Genomic DNA, 26899 nt, shown 5'->3' with positions numbered 1-26899 from the left:
CTGCGACGCTTGCGGCCAAACCGCCAAGGCCGTCACCGCCAACCGCGAAGCCGCCAAGCGCGGTACCGCCATTGCCGCCATCACCGCCATCGGCATCTGCATGGCTTCCGCCATTGCCGCCGCCGCCGCCGGCATTGATACCGTCGGAGGCAAGCGCAATGCCGCCCTCGGCAGTGCCATTCAGTTCGAACGACCCATCGTTGCTGACGGTGGCGCTTTCGAGCTTGTCATTGTCCTGGATGTTGGCGACCTGGCTGAAGACGTTGCCGACATCATTGCCTTCACCGGTCAAGGCGTTGTTGAGCACGTCATCGATACGGATGTTGAACATCCCGTCGATGGAACTGTGCTGCATGTCGACATCGGCAAAGTCGTCGTCCGTCGGCGTGTAACCTTCAAGGTCGACACCGACATCGACAGCGACGCCCACGGTAGTCTCGTTGACGTTCTCGTTGAGATTGCCGTTGAGGTTCAGGTTGCCGTTACCGTTCAGGTTCAGATTGCCGTTGCCATTCCAGTTGTCGTTGTCGTTCGTCGACTCGCTCGTCTGGCTCTGGTCGCTGGACTGTTGCTGCTGTTGTTGTTCCTGCTGTTGCTGTTGCTGCTGCTGTTCCTGGCTGTCCGTCGGATCGTCGACAACAGTGTTGAACGCGTGGCGTTTGTCTACCATCACAGTATCCTCTTTGACTGCGACGGCGTGACCACCATTCATCTTCTTGGGGTCTTTGCTCGTCGCTGTTGAAGTGAGTCATTGGCCTCTGGCGAAAGGGCGCGCGTCAACGCGACCGTTCGCCGGTCTTTCTCTCGTGATGTCTGATTTTTTTAGCTCTCCCCTAGTTTCCCGAGAGACCTGGAACGAGCGGCGGCATGGCCGTATGCTCGTGACAGCGCGCATCGACGAACGTTCTTCAGCGCTCGTTCTTCAGCTGCTTCGGGATGAGGCACTTTGTCCCGATTGCTCAGAAGAAATAAGGTAATATTTCGAGCTAGCGCAACCTGATGAATACTATGTGAGCATAGTTCTATGGGTGAAATGGTCTAACCAAGAAGAGGTAGGCACATCGGTGATAAATGCAGCCTTATGTATGCAGCAACTCGCGTCTCACCGGAGGAAACGCTGTCTGATCATGGTTCGTTCGCGGAAAAACGACCTGTAATGCCAAATCCCATCACCGATTCGATCTATTCGGTAAATCGTTCGGTCTATTCCCACCCTTCCGGTCTTGGTTTACCGTTCCCTAATAAGATCTTCGGAGCACCACTTTGCGTGTACTTTCGATCAACGACGGGAGGGAGGTCTATCCATGCAAATTCCGCATGGTGTTTCACAACATGTCGGCTTGGATCTGGCAACAAACGCCTTGAAGAGAATGAATGCAATCCGGACACTCCTCTTCATCTGCTCGCCGGGAACAATCTCCACCGCAATGACGGCGGCCATCGAAAGCGAATTTCCGTGGCTCAACGTCAAGACGGTTCCCGATCTCAAGCTGGCCTCGGCGGAATTCGACAATCCTGTTCAGCTCATGCTGGCGGATGTCCGCCTAGCCTCTGCGCTCGCCGAATACTGGCCGGAACTGGCCCGCTATCATCCCGCTGCAACGCTCGCGCTGATCGGTACCGATGACGGCGAAATAGCCTCCGATCATCAAAGAGCAAAAGAGCTTGAAATCGTTCAGGGGATACTGCCGTTCAACGTCAATCTCGATGTCTTCCTGTCAGGCCTGCGGATCGTGTTGAAGGGCGGTACATATTTCCCGTCGACAGGTTACCGCGCTCAGCGAAGCCCGCCTCCGGAAACAAGCGAGGATCCGGCTGACACCAAGCCGGCCCCATACAATGCCGGCAAACAGGCGATCGAAAAGCTCACGAAGCGTGAGAACGAAATTCTCGCCAGAATGGCCATGGGCAACCAGAACAAGATCATCGCCGCCGCCCTGAGCCTATCAGAACACACAGTAAAGATTCATATTCACAACATCATTACCAAGCTCGGTGTGCATAACAGAACGGAAGTCGTCGCTCTCTATTTTGAATATAGACGCAAGGATGTAACCGGCAATGCAGGCGACACGAACCGCGGCCAGGACGGCCGCTCCCTCTCGGGCGACAAGTACTAGGCTGCAGGACATCCTGCTCCTGATTGGGCAGCTGAACTATACGTGGACCAACACAGAAAGCCTGTTGATCCACATGATTGCCGGCCTCGCCAAGGTGGACAAGGAAACGGCGATCGTCATCTTCCTGACCTTGAATACGACGCGCGCACGTATCGACCTCGTGGACAGGCTGACCAAGATGCGCAAGACCGCGCCGGTCTGCCGCAGAGAGATTCTGGAGGCCACCCGCCGCCTTTCCGAGGAAGCAAAGCTTCGCAACAAATACAATCACTGCATCTATTCATTCGATCCCGACAGCGGCCGCAACGTCACGCAATCGATGCGCATCTTCGAAAGCCGGGACGAGATCAAATACGGAAAGATCGAGGAACTGGACGCCCGGGAAATCGGCCGTATTCAGGAGAGCATCAACTCGCTCGTCGCGATCAACCGGATGTTCTGGGGGATCACCGAACGCTACGGCTTTCCTACCTAAGTCGGCAAAGCCTTACCCAAGGCCTGAGACCTTTATGCCGGGCAGGAAACCGTTGACGGCGTCAGCCAGCGTAACGGTCGACATGAGATGCCCGGCGTCGTCAGTGATCGATATGGCCCGCAACGCCAGGGTCTCCCCCTGCTGAATATGCTCGACGATGATGTCTCTCATTCCGGAGATGACTTCAGCTGTGGCTCTCTCGAGGTTGAGGAAATCAAGTCCTTCCGTATCCGGAATGAAACCGTCCTTCAGATCGACATTCAGGAAATATTTCACCATGGAACCCAAACTCCCCCGGGGTTAGCCTGGCGGCCGCTTCAATTGCGAATCCAACCGTCACGGAAGCGGGCGCTCCAACCTCCAAGCGCTTACCCCCCATCTCCCGATCTGCGTTTAGGCTCAATCAGAACATTAGCAGATATATAAATTACCCATCGCGCCGGTCAACCTGGAATTGGCGTCCCACCTTGGAAACCGGGAAAAAAATAGCGTTCCCCCCTGCGCATTCCCCTCAGTTTTGATGGGGATCACACGGCGGCGATGGGCGCTTCTCCGTTAGCCAACACCCTGCCAAATGCATACGGATGCTCGCCCAATCATGGTTCAATGCGGCAACGAAAAGGCCGTCATTCTAAAAAGGTCGATTTCCTGAAGATGCCGCAGCTTTCCTCAAGGAGACTCTGCTGGGTGCGTAGATTTACACTTGCACCACATCAGAGCGCTCCGAACCCGAACTGGTGCAGATATCTCGACACGGTACCGCTCCGCTAGAGGCGATCGTCAGAACCTTGAACCGATGACCTGAGCTCGAAGCCGAATTGCTTCGGGAAGACCCGCCCAACCTCTGGATATTTGTCCAGGCCATGGGTCGCGAAACAGCGGGGACATGGCATTTCAACCGCACCGCAGCCGCAGCATCGGGTACCGGTATACGGCTTGGCGGGATGAGCTTCGCAAACCCAGCCCGTGTCCTTGCAGTCTCTGCACCTGAACATCGGCGAAATCCTCTGTGATCCGCAGGGTCGGAGGATAACACGCGCGTGAGTCGCAGGCAGTTGCGCCAAATGAGCTATATCCTTAGGCCTATCGGCTGGGGCGACCCTACGTTGATCGCGTCAAAGCTTGCGGCCATCATCCGCTCAAAATATCATCCAGTTGATCGCGATCCAGATCCACGGCATAACCGACCCGAACAGTCGGGACCAAGCCAATGGATGAAAAGTTCGATATCGGTGCGCGCCTCAACGCCATGCGCGGGGCGGCCGGGCTTTCGCAGCGCCAGCTCGCCGAGCGGGCCGGCGTTCCGCACGCACAGATATCCAATGTCGAAACCAACAAGGTCAGCCCCTCCGTTTCCACGCTCCGCAAGATCCTGAACGGTCTCGGCGTCGGCATGGGCGATTTTTTCGAGCCGGAGCGCAGCCCGCCGAAAGGCCCGTTCTTCTCGGCACATGAACTGGTCGACCTGACTTCCAGGGTTGCCACATCGCCGATTGTAGGCGGTGACGGCACGCTGATCTTTCGCCAGATCGGCGATGCGCGGGCGCATAACCTGCAGATCCTCCACGAGATTTACGGCCCCCATGCGGACACTGGCGAAACACGGCTGCAGCACGGTTCCTCGGAAGGCGGCTATGTGGTCGAGGGCGAGCTGGAAGTGACGGTCGGCGACGACGTCCGCATCCTCAAGGCCGGCGAGGCTTACCTCTTCGACAGCCGTATTCCGCACCGATTCCGCAACCCCTCCGACCGGCAGACGATCGTTATTTCGGCCTGCTCGCCGCCCTATCTCTGATTTCGCGATTCCCCTCTTGCTCAATATAATGAGCAAGATTATAGCTTAGGTCATCGACTTTAGGGGATATCGCCATGACCGTCTCAGCAGATCTGCAGTCCCGCCAGAAAGCCGCCGTCGCCGGCGGTGTCGGCACAAGGGGTATCTTCGCCCACAAAGCCTTGAACGCCGAACTCTGGGATGTAGACGGCAGGCGCTTCGTCGATTTCGCCGCCGGCATCGCGGTCAACAATACCGGCCACCGCCATCCGGCCGTGATGCGCGCCGTCGCCGAACAGGCTGAACATTTCACCCATACCTGCTTCCACGTCGCGCCTTACGAAGGTTACGTGCGGCTCGCCGAGCGGCTGAACGCGATGGCGCCGACCGGTGCCGAAAACCGCACCATGCTGGTGACGACCGGCGCCGAGGCGGTGGAAAACGCAGTGAAGATCGCCCGCGCCCATACCGGCCGCGCCGGCGTCATCGCCTTTTCGGGTGCCTTCCACGGCCGCACGATGCTCGGCATGGCGTTGACCGGCAAGGTCATGCCCTACAAGAAGAATTTCGGTCCGTTCCCGGCCGACATCTACCATGCGCCCTTCCCCAACCCCTATCTCGGCTTCTCGACCGAGGAGGCGAGCGCCGGCCTCGAACGGCTCTTCGCAGCCGATGTCGACCCGGAACGGATTGCGGCCTTCATCGTCGAACCGGTCCAGGGCGAAGGCGGCTTCAACGTCGCGCCGAAGGAATTCCTCGTACACCTTCGTGAAGTCGCGGATAAATACGGCATCGTGCTGATCGCCGACGAAATCCAGGCAGGCATGGCACGCACCGGCAGGATGTTCGGCTTCGAACATGCCGGGGTAAAGCCGGACATGATCACCATGGCGAAGGGCCTCGCCGGCGGCTTTCCGCTTTCGGCCGTCACCGGCAAGGCCGAGATCATGAATGCAGCCCATCCGGGCGGGCTTGGCGGTACCTATGCCGGCAATCCCTTGAGCGCCGCCGCCGCCAATGCCGTGCTCGACGTCATCGACGATGAGAAGCTCTGCGAACGCGCCGCCGAAGTCGGCCGCCGGATCACCGAGCGACTGACGGCAATCGCCGCCCGCCAGGGTATGGGACACATCGGCGACGTGCGCGGCCTCGGCGCCATGGTAGCGTTCGAGTTGGTCGAGGACCGCCAATCGAAAACGGCGGCGCCTGCCCTCACCAACCGCATCGTCGCGGAAGCGGAGGCCCGCGGTCTGATCCTCCTGTCTTGCGGGACACGCTTCAATGTGATCCGTTTGCTGCCGCCGCTCACCGTCGAGTGGGAGGTTCTGGAGGAAGGGCTCGCCATTCTCGAAGCTTCGATCGAAGCAGCGTTCTCCGACGCCACCGCTTCGGCAGCCGCCTGAGCCTCACTCATCGCCGCTGACCGCAGGACCGATCCGGCCTGCGGTTTCTCTTGGTCGCAGTGGCCTTTGGGAACGCTGCAAAGATAAGGAAAAGCGCATGAACGGCGCCGATATGCTGTGTGACGTCCTTCTGGTGAACGGCGTCGATGTCTGCTTTGCCAATCCCGGCACATCGGAGATGCATTTCGTCGCCGCTCTCGACCGCAAGCCCGCGATGCGCTGCATCCTCGGCTTGTCGGAAGGCGTCGTGACGGGTGCCGCCGATGGTTACGCCCGCATGGCGGACAAGCCGGCGGCCACCCTCCTTCACCTCGGTCCAGGCCTCGCCAATGGTCTGGCCAACCTCCACAATGCCCGCCGCGCCCGCACGCCGATGCTGAACGTCGTCGGCGACCACGCTTCCTATCACCTTCAATATGACGCGCCGCTGACCAGCGATATCGAAAGCCTGGCCCGGCCGATGTCCCATTGGGTCGGACGCGCCAGCGGCCCAGCCGATATCCGCCGCTGCACCGAAGAGAGTTATGCCGCCGCCTTGGCAAACCGGGGCGTCTCGACCATGATCCTGCCGGCGGACGCCGCCTGGGGTGAGGTCTCGCCGGAAACGCTCACGCCTGCCGCAATCCCTGCCCCGCCGGCGATCGACCCCGAAGCCCTGAAAGCCTCCGTCGCCGCGTTGCGCAGCGGCAAGCGTGTCGTGATCATGCTGGCCGGACAGGCAATGCGGGAAAAGCCGGTCGAGACTGCCGGCCGGATCGCTGCCGCCACCGGCGCGATACTTTTTTCAACGTCCTCGGGCCGTAGCGCCCGCGGCGCCGGGCGCGCATTCGTCAGACCGGTGCCCTACAAGATCGATCTCGCGGTCGAAGCGCTCAAGGATTTCGAGGTCGCCATCTGCATCGGCGGACCACGCCCGGTCACCTTCTTTGCCTATCCCGGGAAACCCAGCACGACCCTGCCGCCCTCCTGCGAGATCATCCAACTCGCCGAACACGAACACGATCTCGCCGACGTGCTGGCGACGCTCGCCGATGCCCTTGGCATCAAGCCGGATGCGGATTTCGTAAGCAACCGGTTGACGCGGGATGATATCCAGGTGCCGACCGGCGCGCTGACGCCCGATGCGATCAGCTTCGCCATCGGCCGCCGACTTCCGGAAAACGCCATCATCATCGATGAAGGCCTGACCTCCGTCGGCCAATATCCGGTCCTGGCGCCCGGGCTCCCGCCCCACGATCACCTTCCGATCACCGGCGGCGCCATCGGCATCGGCATTCCGCTGGCTGCAGGCGCTGCGATCGGCGCACCGGATCGCAAGGTGGTGGCGATGCAGGCCGACGGCAGCGGCATGTACACCGTGCAGGGCCTCTGGACCCAGGCCCGCGAACAGCTCGATGTCGTCACCATCGTCTTCGCCAACAGCGCCTACCGCATTCTTCAGGGCGAAATGACCAATGTCGGCGTCAACGCCTATGGCCGCAATGCCCAGCGGATGCTCGATCTCGACGCCCCGAAGCTCGACTGGTGCTCGCTAGCCAAGGGCCTCGGCGTCGAAGCCGGCCGCGCGACGACGATCGAGGAATTCGTCAAGCTGTTCGACGGCGCGCTCAGCCGCAAGGGACCGTTCCTGATCGAGGCCGTCATCGACTGATTGCCGCAGAATTGCCCGCAGCCGTTATACCGCGACCAGATGGCCCGGTGAAACGGTCCTATAGTCGAGCGGATTGACTATATGGTCGACGGAGCGGATTGGGCTCTTGAGCTCGTCGCTGGCAACCGCCCGCTTTTCGCGGCGGCGATCGGGATCCGGTACCGGCACGGCGGCCATCAGTTTCTTCGTATATTCATGCTGCGGATTGCCGAACACGGAGGCACGCGGACCGATCTCGACGATCTCGCCGAGATACATGACGGCCACCCGGTGGCTGACCCGCTCAACCACAGCCATGTCGTGGCTGATGAACAGGAAGGCGAGGTTCAGGCTCTGTTGCAGGTCGAGCATCAGGTTGATGACCTGCGCCTTGATCGACACGTCGAGTGCCGAGACGCTTTCGTCCGCAACGATCACCTTCGGTTCGAGCGCAAGCGCCCGGGCGATGCAGATGCGCTGGCGCTGGCCGCCGGAGAATTCGTGCGGATAACGGTTCACCATGTCGGGCGTCAGCCCGACCTTGCGCAGCATGTCTGCGACGACTTCCTTCGCCTGTTTCGCCGTTCCCATCCTGTGTTCGAGATAGGGCTCGGCGATCGCCTGGCCGATCGTCATGCGCGGGTTGAGCGAGGCGAACGGATCCTGGAAGATCATCTGCACGGATTTGCGCATCTCGCGCATTTCCCGTCTGTCGAGCGCCAGCACGTCCCGGCCCTCGACAACGACCGAACCGGCATCCGGCTCGATCAACCGCATGATGGCGCGTCCCGTCGTAGATTTGCCGCAGCCGCTTTCGCCGACCAGCGACAACGTCTCACCGGCCTGCAGATCGAAGGAGACGTTCTCGACCGCATGCACGCGGCCGCTCACCCGACCAAACAAGCCGGAATGGATATCGAAACGCTTGGTGAGGTTCTTCACCTCCAGAACCGGCCGATCGTTGGCCGCAACCGTATCGGCGACCTCGACCTGGACGTCGGATTCCCCGGTCGCCGTGTTGACGACCGGAAAGCGTAGCGGCCGCTCGTATTTCTGCATCGATCCGAGCACCGGCACGGCGGCGAGCAGCGCCCGCGTATAGGGGTGTTTGCCGCGATGAAAAATGTCCGGCGTGTCGCCAGTCTCCACCTGCTCGCCGCGATACATCACGATCGTCCGGTCGGCGACTTCAGCGACGACGCCCATGTCATGGGTGATGAACAGGACCGACGTCCCCTCCTCATCCTGCAGCATCTTGATGAGATCGAGGATCTGACCCTGGATGGTCACGTCGAGCGCCGTCGTAGGCTCGTCGGCGATCAGGAGTTTCGGCTTGGAAGCCAAGGCCATGGCGATCATCACGCGCTGGCGCATGCCGCCTGAGAAACGGTGCGGATATTCGTCGAAACGCGACGCGGCCGACGGGATTCGCACCTTTTCGAGCAACCGGATGGTTTCGGCCTTCGCATCGGCCGCCGACATCGCCTTGTGGCAGAGCAGCGCCTCGGAAATCTGATCGCCGATCGTGAAGAGCGGATTGAGGCTCGTCATCGGCTCCTGAAAGATCATCGCGACGTCGTTGCCGCGGACCTTGCGCATCTCCTGTTCGGGAAGCGCCAGTAGATCGCGCCCGCCGAGCATGATCCTGCCCTCGATGCGGCTCGTGCCTTCCTGCAAAAGCCGCATGATCGAGAGCGAGGTGACGCTTTTGCCGGACCCGCTTTCGCCGACGATCGCCACGGTTTCGCCGGGAGCGACGGTGAAGGAAACGTCACGCACGACCGACTTCCACTCCCCGTCCACGTTGAACGAGGTCGTCAGGTTCTCGACGGAGAGGACCGGCTGAGTGGACTGGACGGCTTGTGCTTGCGAAATGGCCATGATCGTTCCCTTCTTATTGTCGTCGGCGGTGCGTGGAGCCCCTCCCCCTTGTGGGGAGGGGTTGGGGAGGGGACTTCACTCCGAGTGAAAACCCCTCCCGCCTGCCGGCCACCCTCCCCACAAGGGGGAGGGTTAGTCTGCCGTGCTGTACCTCAGTCCGGCCAACGGAGAGCACCGTCGAAACGGTGGCGGCTGCGTTCTTCGATCGGGGTCGCGATGATCTCGTTGGAGGCGCGCGCCTTGTCGAGTTCTTCCGTCAGGCGGGCCGCGACGATGGTTTCCTGGCCGGGGTGCAGGTTGCACGGGTCGAGATAGAAGTAATGATGCTCCACCTCATGGTCTCGGACGATGATCGGTGGATTGCCACGGCCGAGTGCTGCGGCCAGATCCCAGGCCGTGATATGAGCTTCCGGCGCGGAGATGATCACCCGCATGCGGTCGAGCGGGTTGTTGGTCGGATCCGGCTCGATAAGCGCGGTGACGCCGGGGCGGCCGTCGAGCGTCCGTTTCCAGAGGTTCAGGTAGCCGGTTTCGCGCTCTCGGATACCCGCATGGTCACGCTTTTCCCAGGCTTCCAGCGCCGCCATGACGCCGAACACGCTTTCCTTGCCGACCTTCATGCCCCGGCCGATGCCCATGTTCTGCAGGAAGGCGCTGCGCACCAGCTCCTTTTTGCCGGCAACGATGCCCGAAGTCGGCCCACCGAGGAACTTGTGGCCGGAATAAAGGACGATATCCGCACCCTGAGAAAGGAAGAGCTTGAGGTCATATTCGGAAGCCGCGTCGACGATGACCGGCACACCCTTCACATGGGCGATTTCGACGAATTCGACAAGGTTGAGCAGGCCGTAGTCGACGACGTGATGCGAGACGACATAGACGGCCGCAGCCGTCTTTTCGGTGATCGCATGTTCCATGTGATAACGGTGCGTCGAGGTCGCCTGGCCAATCAGCACGACCTTGCCGCCGGCGAGCCGGATCGCCTGGTCCACCGGTGCGCCATAGCTCACCACATGGCCCATCTGCACGAGCACCTCATTCCTGTCCGGCACCGTGTCCGGCAGTTTCTCGATTGCCAGCAGGTTATTGCCGGTAATCGCGCCAGCGACCGCGAGGCTGATACCCGAGGAGCAGGAGGCCGTGACGAAGCCCGCCTCACCGCCGGTCAACCGGGAGATGATCGCGCTTGCCTTGCGCTGCAGGTCGTTGATCTCGACGAATTGCGGCAGGATCGCCGCCATCGCCGCGATCGCCTCCGGAACCACGATCGAAGCACCGAGGCTCGTCATCGTGCCGGAAACATTGATGACCGGGCGAAGACCGATCTGGGTGCGGATATCATCGGACATTGTCGTTCTCCAAAGTGACGGCCAACCGCGAATTGCCATCGACAGTTATGCCATAATAATGTAATAGACTCTCGAAATCACACGAGGAGCCCCAAGGGGAACATCGAGTTGGACGCAAAGACTTCATCCGCAGACCTCTCCGTTGAGGCCGTTTCCGAAACGGAGACGGAAGCCAAGGGCGCGCGCCGCTCGCGCGTGAGCGGCATCGACCGCGCACTGCAGGTGATCGATTATCTCTACGAAACGGGTGCGCCGACCGGCGCCTATGCGATCGCCAAGGCGGTCAAGGCGCCGCTGTCGACCGTCTATGTGATCATTGACGATCTGGTCGAGAAGAACATGCTTGCCCGCAATGCCGACGGTTCGATCTGGCTCGGCGCCCGCCTCTATCACTACGGCCTCGCTTATGCCCGGTCGCTGGATTTCATGAGCGTCGCGACCCACGAAATGCACGACCTCTGCCGGCAGGCCGGCGAAACCGTGCAGGTCTGCGGCCGCGACGGTGATTACATGCTGGTGCTCGCCATGGCGGATGGCCCGAGCCATTACCAGGTCGCTTCGCGCGTCGGCACCCGCGTGCCGCTCAACTGGACGGCATCCGGCCGACTTCTCGTCGGGCACCTGCCCGAGGCCGAGCGGATCGAGCTTTTCAAGCGCTGCGCCCGCACCTCGCCGACCGGCCGCGCCGAGATCGACGCCCGCACGCTGTCCGACTCGGCCGGCAAGGCGTTTGAGGAGCGGCTGTCGATCCAGGTAGCGGAGTCCGATTATGCGGTTGCCTGCATCGCCTCGCCGGTCTGCGACCGGAGCGGTGAGTGCGTCGCCACCATCTCCATCGTGCTGCCTGAACAGAAGGTGGTGTCCGACGGGAACCACTATACGGAACACGTCCGCGCTTCCGCCCAGCGGATCGAGAAGCTGATGGGTTGGCGCAACCACTGACCTTGTCTCCTAGTCGTTCAGCGAGACGATTGCCTCGATTTCCACGGTGATGTTGCCCGGTAACGAGCCGAAACCGACGGCAGAACGGGCATGCTGTCCCGCATCCCCGAACACCGAGATAAAAAGGTCCGAGCAGCCATTGATGACGCTCGGATGATCTTCGAAATCCGGTACGGCATTGACCATGCCGAGCAGTTTCACCACCCGCTTCACCCGCGAAAGGTCGCCTAGCGCCTCGTGCATGACGGCAAGCAGGTTGATGCCGACCAGCCGCGCATGCTGATAGGCGAGATCAACGCTGACATCGGCGCCTACCTTGCCGGCATGCAGATGGCCATCCGCCTCGCGTGGCCCCTGGCCGGAGAGGTAGAGCATATTGCCTTCACGGACATGCGTGACAAAATTGGCGATCGGCGGCGGTGGCGGCGGCAGCTTGATGCCGAGCTCGATCAGCCGATCGTAGGGTGTCTGTGCCGTGGGAGCGGCCTTTGCTGAAGACGTATTCACGTCAACTCCTGTCATGCGATTTCAAGGATGCGCCTCAACGCCACGAGTAACCGTGGCTGTGGCGGACGAGCTTGCGGGCCCGCGGGATGTAGCGGCTGGCGGTGATGGCCTCGGAGCCGATGACCGCGTAACGCGGCTCGAACAGTTTCTGCAGGCGCGAGACGTCGCCGTTGGAATCGGTCGCTTCGAGATCGGCGTCGACGAGATCGAAGATCGTGAAATCGGCGCGCTCGCCAACCGACAGCCGGTTTTCCATGGCAAGCTTGATGACCGAGGCCGGGTGATGGGTGACCGCTTCGACAACCTTGTCGAACGGCATGCCAACCGACAGCAGCTTCGACATGGTGGTCGCCAGGTCCCAGACCGGGAAATTCATCGAATGGCCGTGCAGGTCGGTCGAGATCGAATATGGCAGCAAGCCGCGAGCGATCGCCGCCTCCGCCACCTTGAAGGAGAAGGAGGCGCCGCCATGGCCGATGTCGAGGCGGATCCCTTCGCCGGCGCAGCGTTCGGCGAGATTGTAGAGGTCCTCGTCTTCCATGATGCTCGAACCGGCCTTGCCGTTGAAGCAATGGGTGACGACGTCGCCGGGGCCAAGGATTTCCAGCACCTCGTCGTAGAGCGCCGGCGGCTCGCCGACATGCACCATCATCGGCACCTTGAGAATCTTGGCGATCTTCTTGCCGAGCTTAACCGGTGTGACGCCCCAGGAACCGGTGATCACATGGCTCGCCCGCACCTTGATGCCGACGATATGCTCCTTGTTTTCCGCATAACATTCGAGGATGCGGTCGAGGTCGATATCGCGGATATCACGCAATTCGGCAACACGGTTGCAGGCAACCAGGCCGATCGAGCCGAGGTTCAGGAACGCCTTGATGCGCTCCTTGGACGGCTCGATGATGTACTCGCGAAAACCGTGGAAATTGGCCTCGCCCGCAGAACCGGCGTCGACCAGCGTGGTGACGCCGCGCTCGGCGCCGCATTCCGACGGACGGAGCGAGATATCGGTGCCGCCATGCCAGATATGCACATGCAGGTCGATCCAGCCGGGCGAGATGAAGGCGCCATTGCCGTCGACCCGGATTGCGTCCGCGGGTGCTGCAAGCGACGGGCCGACGGCGGAAATCCGCCCGTCGGAACCGACGAGGATGTCGATCGTGCCGGAGGCCGCATTGCCGCCGAAAGCCATCGGCTTCACGTTGGTGAGGAGGAGCGGCTGGCCCGCTGTTTCACCGGTCATTTAAAGGTCCTTTCGAAGTCTTGGATCGAGCATGTCCCGCAATCCGTCGCCGACCATCTGCAGCGACAGAACGGAAAGAATGATGGCAAAGCCCGGAAAATAGGTCATCCAGTCGGCCTGGCCGATATATTGGCGCCCGCTGGCAATCATCGTTCCCCAGGTGGGAATTTCGGGGCTGACGCCGAGGCCGAGGAAGGAAAGCCCGGCTTCGGCAAGCATGGCGCTGGCAAACAGGAACGTGCCCTGCACCAGGATCGGCGATATCAGGTTGCGCAGCACGTGCCGCGTCATGATGTGGAAGGTCGAGATGCCGAGCGCCTTCGCCGCCTCCACGTAAGGCAGTTCGCGGATCACCAGCGTCGAGGCCCGGACGATACGGGCAAGCCGCGGCGAATAAACGATCGACAGCGCAATGATCACCGTTACCAGCGATGGCCCGAGCGCTGCGACCAGCGCGATGGCAAGCAGAATATCGGGAAAGGCCATCATCGCATCGATCAGCCGGGCGATCGGCGTATCGAGCCTCTGGAAGAATCCGGCAAGCAGACCGAGCGTCACGCCGATGATCGCCGAAAGAGTGACGACGGCCGCCCCGACAAGCAGCGACAGGCGCCCCGCAAAAATGGTGCGCGAAAAGATATCGCGGCCGAACTCGTCGGTGCCGAACCAGTAGATCTCGCTCGGCGGCTTCAACCGGTTGACGATCGACAGTTTCGACGGCGAATAGGGCGCTATCCACGGCGCCAGGACCGCCAGCAGGACGAAGATAATGATGACGACCAGCCCGAGCGCGACCGTCTTGCGTTTCAGGAACCGGCGGAAGAACTTGGCCCCTTCGCTCGAGGCCGGCTTGGTGGTGACAATTTCCGCCATCAGTAGCGCACCCTTGGATCGACCAGCAGATAGAGCATGTCGATCGCGAAATTGATCAGGACATAGAGGGCGGCGATGACGAGCAGCGCGCCCTGGATGACGGGATAATCACGCCGCAGCACCGCCGAGACGACCAGATTGCCGACGCCCGGCAGGCCGAACACGGTTTCGGTGACCACGGCGCCGGAAATCAGCACCGCGGCGGTGAGGCCGAGCACGGTGAGGATCGGGATCAGCGCGTTCTTCAGCGCATGTTTCAGCACCACCCGCCGCTCGATCAGCCCTTTTGCACGGGCAGTGCGGATGTAATCGTCACCGAGCACATCGAGCATGGAGGCGCGGGTGAACCGCAGGATCAGCGCCGAGGAAACGAGGCCGAGCGCGAAGGCCGGCAATGTCAGGTGATACATGCGCTCGCCGAAGCTCGCGCCCGGTCCGCCGTAACCGGAAACGGGGAAGATGTTGAGCCGCACCGCGAAGAACTGCATCAGGATGAGCCCGAGCCAGAAGCTCGGAATACTGGCAGCCAGCATCGCCACCATCATCGCAGCCTGGTCGACGAAGGATCCACGCCGATAGGCGGCATAGATGCCGATCGGCAGCGCGATGAGGCTCGCAATCGCCAGCGAGAAAATCGTCAGGAAGAAAGTCGGTTCGGCGCGGTCGAGCAGCGCTGATGTCACCGGCATGTTGAGGAAGATCGACTGCCCGAGGTCGCCCTTCAGCAGCTGGCCGATATAGAAGACGTATTGAACCGCGATCGACTGATCGAGGCCGAGACGCGTGCGCAGCTGGGCGACGTCCTGGGCCGTGGCATCCGGGCCGAGCATGACCGCGGCCGGATCGCCGGGCGTCACGCGAACGATCACGAAGACGATCGTGACGACGAGGAACATCACCACGATCATGCCGGCAAGACGTTGGAGAATGTAGCGTATCATTCGAAGATGTTCCTGTGTCCGGATAGTGCGGACATCATTGAAAGCGGATGCCGATCCGTAGACCGGCATCCGCGTCCCTCGGGAGGGTTGTTACTTCTTGATCGAGGCGTTCCAGAAATAGGGCCACGGAGCCGGATCGACGCCCTGAAGCTTGGTCGAGATCGCAGAGACCGCGTTGAAATCACCGATCTTCATGAAAGGCGCTTCGTCATACAGGGCCTTCTGGACATTGGCCCAGAGCTCGACACGCTTCTTCGGATCCGACTCTGCCGAGAAAGCATCCACGGCCGCCTTTCTGGCAGGCGTATCCCACCAGCCTGGCGAAGTCGGGGCCAGCGAACCGATCAATGCCGGCTCCGGCAGGAAGGGGCTGTGGGTGATGTAGATGTCCCAGAGTGCCTTGTCGGTGCGGCGCTGGGTGAGCGTCGCCCAGTCGACCACCTGCATGTCGACAGTAAAGCCGGCAAGCTTCAGATATTCGGCAGCAACCTGCGCCATCTTGTAGTGGAACTCGTATTGGCGGCTGGTCAGGATACGGATCGGCTTGCCGTCATAACCTGCGGCCTTCGCGGCCTTGGCGGCACCTTCCGGATCGGCGACGTTGTAATTGCCCTTCACGCCGGCATCCGTGCTCCAGGTGAAGGAGGCCGGGTAGATGTTGCCGTCGAGGGCGTAGAAATCCTTGCTGCCGAAGGCGGCGGCAAGCATGTCTTCCATGCTGAGCGCCTGGCGGATCGCCTTGCGGACGGCAAGGTTCTTGGCAGCACCTTCGGCGGTATTGAAGACGAAGACCGGGTAGCCGAACGGCTTCAGGAGTAGCGGCTGAGTGGCCTTCGAGGCCTTCACCTTGTCGAAGGATTCGACTGGCAGCGAGTCGATATAGTCGTACTGGCCGGAAATGGCGGCCTCTACGCGCGTGTTCGGGTCCGGAACCGGCACAAAGCGGATCTCGTCGAGATACTGGTGGCGGGCGCCGCCGTAACCGTCGCTCTCGCCCGAACGCGGCTTGTAATCCTTGAAACGGACGAGCTGGATATACTGGTCGGCCTTACGCTCCTTCAGCATATAAGGCCCGGTGCCGACGAAATCGGTCATCGTATCGGCCTGCTTCTCCGACGGGATGATGATCGCGGCGGAGTTGTTGAAGGCGAGCAACGAGACAAGCGGCGCATACGGCTGCTTCAGCTTGATCGTCACGGTCGTCGGGTCGGCGGCGGAAATGGTGTCGATGAAGCCGACGGCCTGCTTGCCCCGAGAGGCGAGCTTGGTCCAGCGGGTCAGCGAGGCGACCACGTCTTCCGAGGTCATGTCGCTGCCGTCGTGGAACTTGATGCCGGTGCGCAGCTTGATCGTATAGGTCTTGCCGTCGGCGCTGACCTCCGGAAGGCTTTCCGCCAGAAGCGGCGTAACATCCCACTTCTTGTTGAATGTGTAGAGCGTCTCGAAAATGTGCTGGGTGACGATACCCACGAGGTCGGCCGTCGACGTCATCGGGTCGAGTGTCGGCGGCTCGCCGATGGTGGCGACGTTGACGACGCCGCCCTTCTCCTGCGCCATCAGAAATGACGGCGTGGCGACGAGCGCGGTTGCAACCAGGAATGCAAGCTTTAATCTCATGGTAGTCTCCCGTTTTTTGTTCCACAATTATGTTATATAAGCTTTTATAACAGAATATAGAACGCAGCCAGCCTGTCAATGGGCGCGCGGGAACATGCGCTGGTCCTATGCAAACTGCCGGGTTGAAATGATGGATACCGCCTGCAGCAGCCCTCAATGTTACGTGAAGTCGCTGACAGCCCCCCACAAAATTTCGCGCTCTCTGTTACGTGGGGGCTGGACGAACGTGTCTTCGACGGCGAAAGCAGATAGCCTTCGCGTCCTCTACAAATGCTAGGAGCCAGAAGTGACCGATTCCAATTACACTCCGCCGAAAGTATGGACCTGGGACAAATCCAATGGAGGCCAGTTCGCGAGCATCAATCGCCCGATCGCCGGCCCGACCCATGAAAAAGAATTGCCGGTCGGACGTCACCCCCTCCAGCTCTATTCGCTGGCGACGCCGAACGGCCAGAAGATCACGATCATGCTGGAAGAATTGCTGGCACTCGGGCATTCCGGCGCCGAATACGACGCCTGGCTGATCAAGATCGGCGACGGAGACCAGTTCGGCTCCGGCTTTGTCGAGGTCAATCCCAATTCCAAGATCCCGGCGCTGATGGACCGGTCCGGGCCTCAGCCGATCAGGGTCTTCGAATCGGGCGCCATCCTCGTCTATCTCGCGGAGAAATTCGGCGCCTTCCTGCCGACCGAGCCTGCCAAGCGCGCCGAATGCCTGTCCTGGCTGTTCTGGCAGATGGGCAGCGCGCCCTATCTCGGCGGCGGCTTCGGGCACTTCTATGCCTACGCCCCGACCAAGATCGAATACGCGATCGACCGCTTCGCGATGGAAACCAAGCGCCAGCTCGATGTGCTCGACCGGCGGCTTGCCGAAAGCGAATATATCGCAGGCAGCGCCTACACGATCGCCGACATGGCGATCTGGCCCTGGTACGGCGGCCTCGTGAAGGGCTGGCAGTATGGTGCCGGCGAATTCCTTTCGGTCCAGGACTACACCCACGTCCAGCGTTGGGCCGACGCTATTCTGGATCGCCCCGCCGTCAAGCGCGGTCGAATGGTCAATCGCCTCAGCGGCGACCTGTCCGGCCAGCTTCACGAGCGCCATGACGCCAGCGACTTCGAGACCAAAACCCAGGACAAACTGGCCGCGAGCTGAAAACAGCCCTTCGAGCCAGATGGACAAAACGAGATGGATGTGGCCCATTCGGGCCACATCGTCTGGGAGGCATATTTTTAACATGACCGACAATCTTATCGACACTTCCACGAACGGCCTTTTCCTCGGCCGGGTCTGGAATCCCGCTGCTTCAGGCCCTAGCCTCGTCACGCTGCGTGACGGTGCCCTGGTCGACATCACCAGCAAGGAGACGCCGACCGTCAGCGCGCTCCTAGAGCACGGCGATACCGCGGATTTCGTCCGCAACGCGACCGGCCCTGTCCTCGGCACCTTGGAAGACATTGCCGGAAACAGCACGGGCCGGCCCGACCTGTCGCGTCCCCATCTTCTGGCACCCGCCGACCTGCAGGCGATCAAGGCCTGCGGCGTCACCTTCGCGCAGTCGATGATCGAACGGGTCATCGAGGAAAAAGCGGCCGGCAACCCCGACAAGGCGGCAGCGATCCGCGAGACGGTCAGCACGATCATCGGCGGCAGCCTCAAGGACCTGAAGGCCGGCTCCCCGCAATCCGCGAAGGTCAAGGAAGCCCTGATCCGGGAAGGCATGTGGTCGCAATATCTCGAAGTCGGGATCGGGCCGGATGCGGAGGTCTTTACGAAGGCACCGGTGCTTTCCTCGATGGGATGGGGAGCGGATGTCGGCCTGCACCCGGTCTCGACCTGGAACAATCCGGAGCCGGAAATCGTGCTCGCGGTCAACAGCCGCGGCCAGATCAAGGGCGCGGCGCTCGGCAACGACGTCAACCTGCGCGATGTCGAAGGGCGCTCGGCGCTTCTGCTCGGCAAGGCGAAAGACAACAACGCCTCCTGCTCGATCGGACCTTTCATCCGCCTCCTCGATGAAAGTTATGGACTGGACGATGTCCGCAATGCCGAACTGGACCTGCGGGTCACCGGGCCGGAGGGTTATGTCCTCAAGGGAAAGAGTTCCATGTCGCAGATCAGCCGCGACCCGCTCGAACTCGTCAAACACACCTGCGGTGATCACCATCAATATCCCGACGGCTTCATGCTGTTCCTCGGCACGTTGTTTGCGCCGACCGAGGATCGCGATGTTCCGAATCAGGGTTTTACCCACAAGATCGGCGACATCGTCGATATCTCGTCCCCGGCCCTCGGCACGCTGCGCAACACGGTGCGCCTCTCCACCGAATGCCCACCGTGGAGCTTCGGCATCTCGGCGCTGATGAAGAATCTCGCCGCGCGAGGATTGCTCTAAACGGAGCGGCCTCGTCTCGCCACGGCCGTCAAGTCGGCCTATGAGACCGGCACAGACCAAACGGGACGCTTAAGAGAATGAACACGCCTTGGAACAAGCCGGTCGTCATATCGATCGGCGAACCGCCGGCCGAGACCGCGATCGAGACGACGCAGAGTGCTGCCTGGGCGATGATCGAGGACTGGCCGGTGGAGGACGGCACGGCCCTCGACCGGGCTCTCGCCGTCTGCGCCGCGGTGGATGCCGGAAAGAGCAAGCCGGAAGACGCTCGAAAGGCCTTTGTCGAGGCCGCGAAGGAAGCGCATATCCTGGTCCGAGCCTAGGCTTGCTGCGGGTCAGGACTTCGCAGTTCCCGACTACCGAACCGGATCGGCCGCTCTCTCGCCGGAAACAAGTGCCCGGCGGTTCGATCGCCGGTTATGCAGCTTTGCCAGGATCAGGTAGATGATCGGCGTCGTGTAGAGGGTCAGGATCTGCGAGATGATCAACCCGCCGACGATGGTGATGCCGAGCGGACGCCTCAGCTCCGAACCCGGCCCGGTGGCGATGATCAACGGGACGGCGCCCATGATCGCCGCAAGCGTCGTCATCAGGATCGGCCGGAAACGCTGCAGGCACGCCTGGAAGATCGCCTCGTCGGGGGGAAGTCCCAGTCGACGCTCAGCCTGTAGCGCGAAATCGACCAGCATGATGCCGTTCTTCTTGACGATGCCGATCAGCAGAACGATGCCGATGAAGGCGATGATCGTCAGCTCCGTGCCGCTGATCATCAGGGCAAGCAGCGCTCCAAGCCCTGCTGACGGCAGCGTCGATATGATCGTCAGCGGATGCGCGAGGCTCTCGTAGAGAATACCGAGCACGATATAGACCGTCAGGATGGCGGCAGCTATCAACAGCGGCTGGTTGTTCGACGAGCTGCCTGCCCCGGCATCCCCGGCAAATTCGGCATGCAGCGTGTCCGGAATGTGCAATTCGCCGACCGCATGCAGCACCGCATCATTGGCATCCTGTAGCGTGCCCCCCAGCTTGACGTTGTAGGACATCGTCACCGAGGGAAACTGGCCCTGATGATTGACGACGAGCGGCGCGAGCGTACGCTCGATCGAGGTGACGCTTGAGATCGGCACTAGCTTCCCGCCCGCCGCCGGCACGTAGAGCCCGGAGATATCGGACGGATCGCGCGCAAAGCGCGGATCGGCTTCCAGCACCACCCGGTATTGGTTGCGTTGCGTATAGATCGTCGAGACCTGCCGCTGGGCAAAGGCGCTGTTCAGTGCATTGTCGATCGACTGGATGCTGACCCCGAGGCGCGCGGCCTCGTCTCGATTGATATTGACAGTCGCCTGCAGCCCGTTCGGCTGGCGGTCCGAATTGACGTCCGTGAGGATCGGCTCCTTGCGCAGCGCTTCGAGAACCTTGGGCGCCCAGGTTGTCAGCTCGTTGAAGTCCTCGTCCCAGAGCGTGAACTGGAACGGCGACGGTGTCGAACGCGCGCCGATGCGGATATCGGACGGCGAAAACAGATAGGAGCTGAGCCCCGGAATGGTCGCCAGTTCCTTTCGTATCCGCTCGATCACCTCCGCGGTCGACGCCCGCTCCGAGGGCGGCTTCAGCGCGATCGTCAGCTGACCCCGATTGACCGAACCGAAAAAGCCGCCGCCGGCCGAAGAACCAATCCCTGAGACCGCCGGGTCCCGGCCCGCGATCTCGGCCGCGCGGCGTTGCAGGGCGACCATGGCCGGATAGGATATGTCGGTCGAGGCCTCCGTGCCGCCCTGGATGAACCCCGTATCGTCCTGCGGGATGAAACCCTTCGGGATCTTCACATAGAGATAGGCGGTCAAACCGACACAGGCGAGGATGACGACGACTGCGGCGACCTGGTGGTGGAGCACGGCTTTGAGCGTGCGGCCATAAAAGCCGATAACCACTCCCAGCATTCCCTTACGTTCCTTATCCCCCGTATGAGCGCGCTTTTCATGCGCACGCAGGCGGTGTGCGCAGATCATCGGCGTCAGCGTCAGCGAAACCGCCGTGGAAATGACGATCGCAAAACCGAGCGTCAGCGAAAAGCTCTGGAAAAATTTGCCGATGATGCCGCCGAGGAAGAACATCGGTATGAAGGCGGCGAGCAAGGAGGCGCTGATCGAGATGACCGTGAAGCCGATCTGCCGTGCCCCCTCCGTCGCCGCCTGCATCGGCTTCATGCCGGCTTCGAGATTGGCATAGATATTCTCGATCATCACGATCGCATCGTCGACCACGAAACCGACCGACACCGCCAGCGCCATCAGCGACAGGTTGTCGAGCGAAAGGCCGCAGGCCCACATCGCCGCAAACGTGCCGGCAAGCGACAGCGGCACGGTGACGCCCGCCGCAACCGTCGGCGTCGTGCGGCGGAGGAAAAGGAAGACCACCATCATGACAAGCACGACGGTGATCAGCAGCGTCCACTGCATGTCGTCGACGCTCGCATGAATGGTCGTGGTGCGATCGGCAAGGATGGCGATCTCGACGCCCGCCGGCATCAGCGCCTGGAGTTCCGGGATCAGCGCCTTGACCGCATCCACCGTCTTGATGACGTTGGCGTCGGTCCCCTTGGTGATGTTGAGCAGCACTGCCGGCTTGCCGTTGTACCAGGCGTCCGAACGCCGGTTTCGCACGCCCGGCTCGACGATCGCGATGTCGGACAGGCGCGTGGCGACGCCGTTATTGCTGCGGATGACGATCCGGCCATATTCTTCCGGCGTCCGCAACTGGTTGTTCATGCCGATCGAAAAGGCGAGGTCGCTGCCATTGATCGAGCCGATCGGACCCAATGTGGCGGCGCTGACGATGGCCGTGCGGACCGCATCGAGCGACAGGCCGATCGCCGCAAGCCGGCTGGGATCGAGCTTCACCCGGATCGCCGGCTGGTCGGCACCGCTGACGCTGACGTCCCCCACCCCCTCCACCTGCGAAATGCGCTGCACGACCAAGGTATCGGCAGCATCGTAGATCGCGCTCGGCGCGACATTGTCGGATGTCAGCGCAAGGCTGAGGATCGGCGCCGCGGCGGGATTGACCTTGCGGAACGACGGCAGCGACGGGAGATCGGCGGGCAGATCGACCGCGGCAGCATTGAGCGCCGCCTGCACATCCTGCGCCGCCCCGTCGATCGTCCGCGCGATATCGAACTGGATGGTGATGTTGGTCGAACCCAGCGCGCTGGACGAGGTCAGTTCGGTAACACCCGCAATCGCACCCAGATGCCGTTCCAATGGAGCAGCGACGCTCGCCGCCATGCTGGAGGGATCGGCGCCCGGCCGGCTTGCCGTCACCCGAATGGTCGGCAGATCGACGGAGGGAAGATTGGAAACCGGTAGGAAGCGGTAGGCGGCGATGCCGAGGATCATCAGCCCGATTGCCAGGAGCGTCGTGCCGACCGGCCTGCGGATGAAGGTCTCCGAGGGGTTCATGGTGACCCTCCGAGCTCGCTTTCCGCCGGCAAAGGCGATTGTCCCGTCGTCCGGCCGACGATGCGGCTGCGCAGGGTCTCGAATGCCAGGTAGATGACCGGTGTCGTATAGAGCGTCAGAAGCTGGCTCAGAAGCAGGCCGCCGATAATGCTGATGCCGAGCGGGATGCGCAGTTCCGAGCCCGTTCCTTCCGCCATCGCCAGCGGCAGCGCACCGAAGAGCGCCGCAAGCGTCGTCATCATGATCGGGCGGAAACGCAGGATCGAAGCTTTCAGGATCGCCTCTCGGGGAGACAGGCCTTCGACGCGTTCCGCCTCGAGCGCGAAGTCGATCATCATGATCGCGTTCTTCTTGACGATGCCCATCAGCAATACGATGCCGATCAAGGCAATCAGCGACAGATCCTGTCCGAACAGCATCAGTGCCAGCAATGCGCCGACGCCGGCGGACGGCAGGGTCGAGAGAATGGTGACCGGGTGGATGGCACTTTCATACAGCAACCCGAGAACGATGTAGATGGTGACGATCGCGGCGAGGATCAGCCAGGGCTCTCCGGCCAGCGAATTGGCAAACTCCTCCGCATCGCCGAAATAGTCCCGCTGGATCGACGCCGGGACGCCAATCTCCTCTTCCGCCGCCTTGATGGCGCTGACGGCCTCGCTGAGCGACGCGCCTGAAGCAAGATCGAAGCTGATCGTCACCGACGGAAACTGTTCGTTGTGGCTGATGACGAGTGGCGCCGCCGTAAACGACGTCTTGGCGAAGGCCCCGAGCGGGATCTGCGTATTCGAGGCTCCGGACACATAAAGCCGTTCGAGTGATTTCGGATCGGACTGATATTGCGGCGCCGCTTCCAGAATGACGCGGTACTGGTTCGACTGCGCATAGATCGTGGTGATCTGGCGCTGGCCGAACGCGTCGTTGAGCGTGTCGCTGATCGCCTGCATCGAGACGCCGAGACGGGATGCCGTCTCGCGATCGATATCGAGCAGCAGGCGCCCTCCCCCCATCTCGACTTCGGACGAGACGTCCACCAGTTCCGGAAGCTGCTCAAGCCTTGTCGCCAGCCGGTCCGCCCAATCTGAGACGCTCGCCGCCGTGGCACCGGTCAGAATGTATTGATAGGGCGCGCGGCTGACGCGGGTGCTGATGCTGATATCCCGCACCCCCTGGAAGGTGACGCGGACGCCGGGCAATTGCGATACCTCCCGCCTCAACCGGTCGATGACCTCCGGCACGGAAGAGGCCCGCTCGCTTCGCGGCTTGAGCACGAGGCTCAGTGTGCCGGTATTGAGCGTCAGGTTGTTCGCACTCGCGCCGACCACGGAGACGATGCCGGTCACGTCTTTATCCTGGCGCAGCCTGTCGGTGACGACGGCCTGGGTCCGTTTCATCGCGTCGAAGGATGTCGTCGGCTCCGTCTCGATGACGGCCGTGATCAGGCCCGTATCCTGGGGCGGCAGAAAACCCTTGGGAATGAAGACATAAAGCGCAAGCGTTGCCGCCAGCGTTGCGACGGTCAGGATCAGCATCAGCGCGCTGCGGTCGACCACCCAGACCAGGCTTCGGTGATAACCTGCAATAACGCGGTCCATGACACGATCGGCACCGGCAAGCACGCCGCGGCGTCCTTCCGCCGGTTTGCGCAAGATGCGGGCGCACATCATCGGCGTCAGCGTCAGCGAAATCACCGCCGAGACGACGACGGCGATCGTCAGCGTCAGGGCGAATTCACGGAACATCCGGCCGACGATGCCGGACATGAACAGCAGCGGGATGAACACGGCGATCAGCGAGACGGTCAGCGAGATGATCGTGAAGCCGATCTCTCCAGCCCCTTTCAGGGCCGCCTGCATCGGGTCCTCGCCCTCCTCGATATGGCGGGCGATGTTTTCGATCATCACGATCGCATCGTCGACCACAAACCCGGTACCGATCGTCAGGGCCATCAGCGACAGGTTGTCGAGACTGAAGCCGGCAAACCACATCACCCCGAAAGTCGCGACCAGCGACAACGGCAGCGCGACCGCCGCGATGATGGTCGCGGTCAGCGTTCGCAGGAATAGCAAGACGACGAGAATGACGAGGCCGATACTGACCCCGAGCGTCCATTGCACGTCATGGATCGAGGCCCGGATCGTTTCCGTCCGGTCATTGACGATATCGAGCGAAATACCCGCCGGCAGCACTTCCCTGAGCCGCGGCACCTGCCTCAGAATGCTGGCGACCGTATCGATGACATTGGCGCCCGGCTGCCTCATGACATCGAGGATGACCGCCGGCTCGCCCTGATACCAGGCGCCGACGCGGGTATTCTCCAGGCCCTGGACGATATCGGCGACATCCTTCAGCCGCACCGGCGCATTGTTCCGGTAGGCGACGACGACATTGCCGTAGATCTCGGGATCGATGATCTGGTCGTTGGCGGCAAGCGTGAAGGATTGATGCGCACCGTCAAGCGCACCCTTGGCGCCGGCGACGCTGGCGCTGGAGATCGCGGTTCGGAGATCTTCGAGGCCGATACCATAGGCGGCCAGGCGCGGAATATCGGCCTGGACGCGGATCGCCGGCCGCACCCCGCCCTGGATCGAGACGTTTCCGACGCCGGAAACCTGCGCAAGCCGCTGCGCTAGGAGCGTATCGGCGAAATCGCTGAGGTCTCGGATCGGGTAGCTGGTCGAACGCAAGGCGAGCGTGATGATCGGCGTATCGGCCGGGTTCACCTTGGCATAGGTCGGCGGATAGGGCAGGTTGCGCGGCAGGCCCGAACCGGCGGCATTGATGGCCGACTGGACGTCCTGCGCGGCGCCGTCGATATCCCGGCCCAGCGCGAATTGCAGCGTCACCTGACTGATGCCGAAGGCGCTCGACGAGGTCATCGAGGTCAGCGACGGGATCTGGCCGAGAGGGCGTTCAAGCGGTGCGGTCACCAGCGCCGCCATCGTCTCCGGATCGGCACCCGGCAACTGCGTCGTCACCCGGATCGTCGGAAAATCCACCTGCGGCAGTGGCGCGACGGGAAGATTGATATAGCCGAGAATGCCGCCCAGCAGCACGGCGACGCCGAGCAGCGAAGTCGCGATCGGGCGTTTGATGAACAGCGTCGACGTGTTCATTGTTTTGCTTCGGGTAATGCGACCGGCGCAGCACTCGCGGCTTCGGGCCCGCCTGTCTTCTGAGGTCGGCGGTTTGGTCTGCGTTCCTCATTGGGATTGCCGGGCGTTGCTGCCGGCGGCTGCGAGGCGGCAACCTCCACATGTTCCCCGTCCCTCAGGCGTGAAAAGCCGGTCGTCACCACCTTGTCGCCGTCCGCCACGCCCTCGGCAATGACGGTTTGCACATCGTCCTGCTGGCCCAGCTTGACCATTTTCATGCCGACCGTCTGGTCGGGCTTCAGGAGATAGACGAAGGTGCCGTTGGGTCCTCGCTGGACGGCGGCCGTCGGCACGACGATCACACCTTTCAACGTCTCGACGAGAAGGCGGGCATTAACGAAGGCGCCGGGCCAGAGCGCCAGCTTGTCGTTCGGGAAGCTGGCCTTGATCCTGACCGTTCCCGTGGTCGCGTCCACCTGGTTGTCCACCGCCGCAAGCACGCCGTTGTCGATCACACTCTTGCCGTCGCCGGCAATCGCCTCGACCGAAAGCTGCCCGCCGCCGCTCGCCGCGTTGACCTTGGCAAGCTGCTGCTGCGGAATCGAAAACACCACCGAGATCGGCCTGATCTGCGACAACGTGACGATGCCCGCCGCATCGGAAGAACTGACGATATTGCCGACATCGACATTGCGGATGCCAGTGCGGCCGTCGATCGGCGCCCGGATCGTCGTATAGTCGAGCGAGGCCTGGGCGCTGGCGATCGCCGCGTCGTCGGACTGGACGGCCGCCCGGTACTGCTCGACCTGCGAGCGCGCCGTATCGACCTGCTGCTGCGTGCCCGAGCTCGATTGAACCAGTTTCAGGGACCGGTCCAGAGCAAGTTCGGCATTCTGCAGCAGCGCTTGGTCCTGCGCCTTCTTGCCGATCGCCTGGTCGAGCTGCGCGCGATAGACCGCATCGTCGATCCGCACCAGGACATCGCCCTTCCTGACGTCCTGCCCCTCGTCGAAATGCAGTTCAGCCAGCTTGCCGCTGACCTGCGGGCGAATGGTGACCGTGCTCAACGGCCGGACCGAGCCGACGCCATCGATGAACACCGGCACATCACTCGCCTTGGCATCGGCCACCAGCACCGGAACCGGTTCCTTTTGGACCGTTTGACGACCAGGGCGCCGGCGCCCGCCGGCAGGTC

At 62.0% G+C, this 26899-nt stretch carries 20 protein-coding genes and 1 pseudogene; 9 read left to right on the top strand and 12 right to left on the bottom strand.

Annotation, left to right across the window (positions count from 1 at the left end; genetic code table 11):
* A pseudogene (locus MOV63_RS25560) lies at window positions 1–670 on the bottom strand (hypothetical protein); the annotation flags it as partial.
* Between the two features lie 634 nt (window positions 671–1304).
* Between MOV63_RS25560 and MOV63_RS25555 the strand changes: the two are divergent.
* Together MOV63_RS25555 and MOV63_RS25550 are read left to right on the top strand one after the other, a co-directional pair.
* Window positions 1305–2120 (top strand): response regulator transcription factor, encoded by an 816-nt coding sequence (locus tag MOV63_RS25555; RefSeq protein WP_247038110.1) that lies wholly within the window; start codon window positions 1305–1307, stop codon window positions 2118–2120.
* Complete coding sequence (locus tag MOV63_RS25550; protein ID WP_038546051.1) at window positions 2062–2595, top strand: hypothetical protein; 534 nt, start codon at window positions 2062–2064, stop codon at window positions 2593–2595. Before MOV63_RS25555 ends, MOV63_RS25550 begins: the two co-directional genes overlap by 59 nt.
* Window positions 2596–2607: 12 nt before the next feature.
* Here MOV63_RS25550 and MOV63_RS25545 read toward each other — a convergent pair whose 3' ends face one another.
* Window positions 2608–2874 carry a DUF6894 family protein gene (locus tag MOV63_RS25545; RefSeq protein WP_247038107.1) on the bottom strand — a complete coding sequence of 89 codons (267 nt, stop codon included), beginning with the start codon at window positions 2872–2874 and terminating at the stop codon, window positions 2608–2610.
* A 931-nt stretch (window positions 2875–3805) separates the two neighbouring features.
* Between MOV63_RS25545 and MOV63_RS25540 the strand changes: the two genes are divergently transcribed.
* The 3 genes from MOV63_RS25540 to MOV63_RS25530 all read left to right on the top strand — a co-directional run bounded on the left by MOV63_RS25540 (window position 3806) and on the right by MOV63_RS25530 (window position 7423).
* Window positions 3806–4390 carry a cupin domain-containing protein gene (locus tag MOV63_RS25540; protein ID WP_247038105.1) on the top strand — a complete coding sequence of 195 codons (585 nt, stop codon included), beginning with the start codon at window positions 3806–3808 and terminating at the stop codon, window positions 4388–4390.
* Window positions 4391–4464: 74 nt separating this feature from the next.
* Window positions 4465–5772: a 4-aminobutyrate--2-oxoglutarate transaminase gene (gene gabT / locus MOV63_RS25535; protein WP_247038103.1), complete on the top strand. Its 1308-nt coding sequence runs from the start codon at window positions 4465–4467 to the stop codon at window positions 5770–5772.
* A gap of 97 nt (window positions 5773–5869) precedes the next feature.
* Window positions 5870–7423, top strand: coding sequence for an acetolactate synthase large subunit (locus MOV63_RS25530; RefSeq protein WP_247038101.1), 1554 nt, complete (start codon window positions 5870–5872; stop codon window positions 7421–7423).
* 24 nt (window positions 7424–7447) lie between these two features.
* Here the strand turns inward: MOV63_RS25530 and MOV63_RS25525 are convergent, their stop codons facing one another.
* Both MOV63_RS25525 and MOV63_RS25520 read right to left on the bottom strand, forming a co-directional pair.
* Window positions 7448–9283 (bottom strand): ABC transporter ATP-binding protein, encoded by a 1836-nt coding sequence (locus MOV63_RS25525; RefSeq protein WP_247038099.1) that lies wholly within the window; start codon window positions 9281–9283, stop codon window positions 7448–7450.
* Between the two features lie 152 nt (window positions 9284–9435).
* Window positions 9436–10632 carry an aminotransferase class V-fold PLP-dependent enzyme gene (locus tag MOV63_RS25520; RefSeq protein ID WP_247038097.1) on the bottom strand — a complete coding sequence of 399 codons (1197 nt, stop codon included), beginning with the start codon at window positions 10630–10632 and terminating at the stop codon, window positions 9436–9438.
* Window positions 10633–10734: 102 nt separating this feature from the next.
* Between MOV63_RS25520 and MOV63_RS25515 the strand changes: the two genes are divergently transcribed.
* Window positions 10735–11574: an IclR family transcriptional regulator gene (locus MOV63_RS25515; RefSeq protein WP_405029383.1), complete on the top strand. Its 840-nt coding sequence runs from the start codon at window positions 10735–10737 to the stop codon at window positions 11572–11574.
* A gap of 9 nt (window positions 11575–11583) precedes the next feature.
* On the opposite strand, the gene MOV63_RS25510 is transcribed toward MOV63_RS25515, so the two are convergent.
* The 5 genes from MOV63_RS25510 to MOV63_RS25490 all read right to left on the bottom strand — a co-directional run bounded on the left by MOV63_RS25510 (window position 11584) and on the right by MOV63_RS25490 (window position 16755).
* The gene (locus tag MOV63_RS25510; RefSeq protein ID WP_051899842.1) at window positions 11584–12096 is read right to left on the bottom strand and encodes a RidA family protein; all 513 of its coding nucleotides are present in this window, start codon (window positions 12094–12096) and stop codon (window positions 11584–11586) included.
* Between the two features lie 19 nt (window positions 12097–12115).
* Complete coding sequence (locus MOV63_RS25505) at window positions 12116–13324, bottom strand: amidohydrolase/deacetylase family metallohydrolase (protein WP_247038093.1); 1209 nt, start codon at window positions 13322–13324, stop codon at window positions 12116–12118.
* A complete protein-coding gene (locus tag MOV63_RS25500) occupies window positions 13325–14197 on the bottom strand; it encodes an ABC transporter permease (RefSeq protein ID WP_038546079.1) in 873 nt (290 codons plus the stop codon).
* Window positions 14197–15138 (bottom strand): ABC transporter permease, encoded by a 942-nt coding sequence (locus MOV63_RS25495; RefSeq protein WP_038549714.1) that lies wholly within the window; start codon window positions 15136–15138, stop codon window positions 14197–14199. The genes MOV63_RS25500 and MOV63_RS25495 overlap by 1 nt, the downstream gene beginning before the upstream one ends.
* Before the next feature lie 90 nt (window positions 15139–15228).
* On the bottom strand, window positions 15229–16755 hold the full coding sequence (locus MOV63_RS25490; RefSeq protein ID WP_247038091.1) for an ABC transporter substrate-binding protein: 1527 nt from the start codon (window positions 16753–16755) through the stop codon (window positions 15229–15231).
* Window positions 16756–17041: 286 nt separating this feature from the next.
* Between MOV63_RS25490 and yghU the strand changes: the two genes are divergently transcribed.
* The 3 genes from yghU to MOV63_RS25475 all read left to right on the top strand — a co-directional run bounded on the left by yghU (window position 17042) and on the right by MOV63_RS25475 (window position 19474).
* On the top strand, window positions 17042–17911 hold the full coding sequence (gene yghU / locus MOV63_RS25485; RefSeq protein WP_247038089.1) for a glutathione-dependent disulfide-bond oxidoreductase: 870 nt from the start codon (window positions 17042–17044) through the stop codon (window positions 17909–17911).
* A gap of 82 nt (window positions 17912–17993) precedes the next feature.
* Window positions 17994–19151: a fumarylacetoacetate hydrolase family protein gene (locus MOV63_RS25480; RefSeq protein ID WP_247038087.1), complete on the top strand. Its 1158-nt coding sequence runs from the start codon at window positions 17994–17996 to the stop codon at window positions 19149–19151.
* A gap of 77 nt (window positions 19152–19228) precedes the next feature.
* On the top strand, window positions 19229–19474 hold the full coding sequence (locus MOV63_RS25475) for a DUF982 domain-containing protein (RefSeq protein WP_247038085.1): 246 nt from the start codon (window positions 19229–19231) through the stop codon (window positions 19472–19474).
* A gap of 33 nt (window positions 19475–19507) precedes the next feature.
* On the opposite strand, the gene MOV63_RS25470 is transcribed toward MOV63_RS25475, so the two are convergent.
* From MOV63_RS25470 to MOV63_RS25460, 3 genes are all read right to left on the bottom strand, one after another.
* Window positions 19508–22609, bottom strand: a complete 3102-nt coding sequence (locus MOV63_RS25470) for an efflux RND transporter permease subunit (protein ID WP_247038083.1) — start codon at window positions 22607–22609, stop codon at window positions 19508–19510.
* A complete protein-coding gene (locus MOV63_RS25465) occupies window positions 22606–25725 on the bottom strand; it encodes an efflux RND transporter permease subunit (protein ID WP_247038081.1) in 3120 nt (1039 codons plus the stop codon). The genes MOV63_RS25470 and MOV63_RS25465 overlap by 4 nt, the downstream gene beginning before the upstream one ends.
* On the bottom strand, window positions 25722–26899 hold a 1178-nt coding region (locus MOV63_RS25460; RefSeq protein WP_247038079.1), incomplete at its 5' end, for an efflux RND transporter periplasmic adaptor subunit. The genes MOV63_RS25465 and MOV63_RS25460, both read right to left, overlap by 4 nt.

Origin of the sequence: Neorhizobium sp. SHOUNA12A, from assembly GCF_023006505.1 — a bacterium.
Taxonomy (GTDB): domain Bacteria; phylum Pseudomonadota; class Alphaproteobacteria; order Rhizobiales; family Rhizobiaceae; genus Neorhizobium.
Note: the sequence above shows the minus strand (reverse complement) of the source record. Positions and strands in the feature narration are given on the sequence as shown.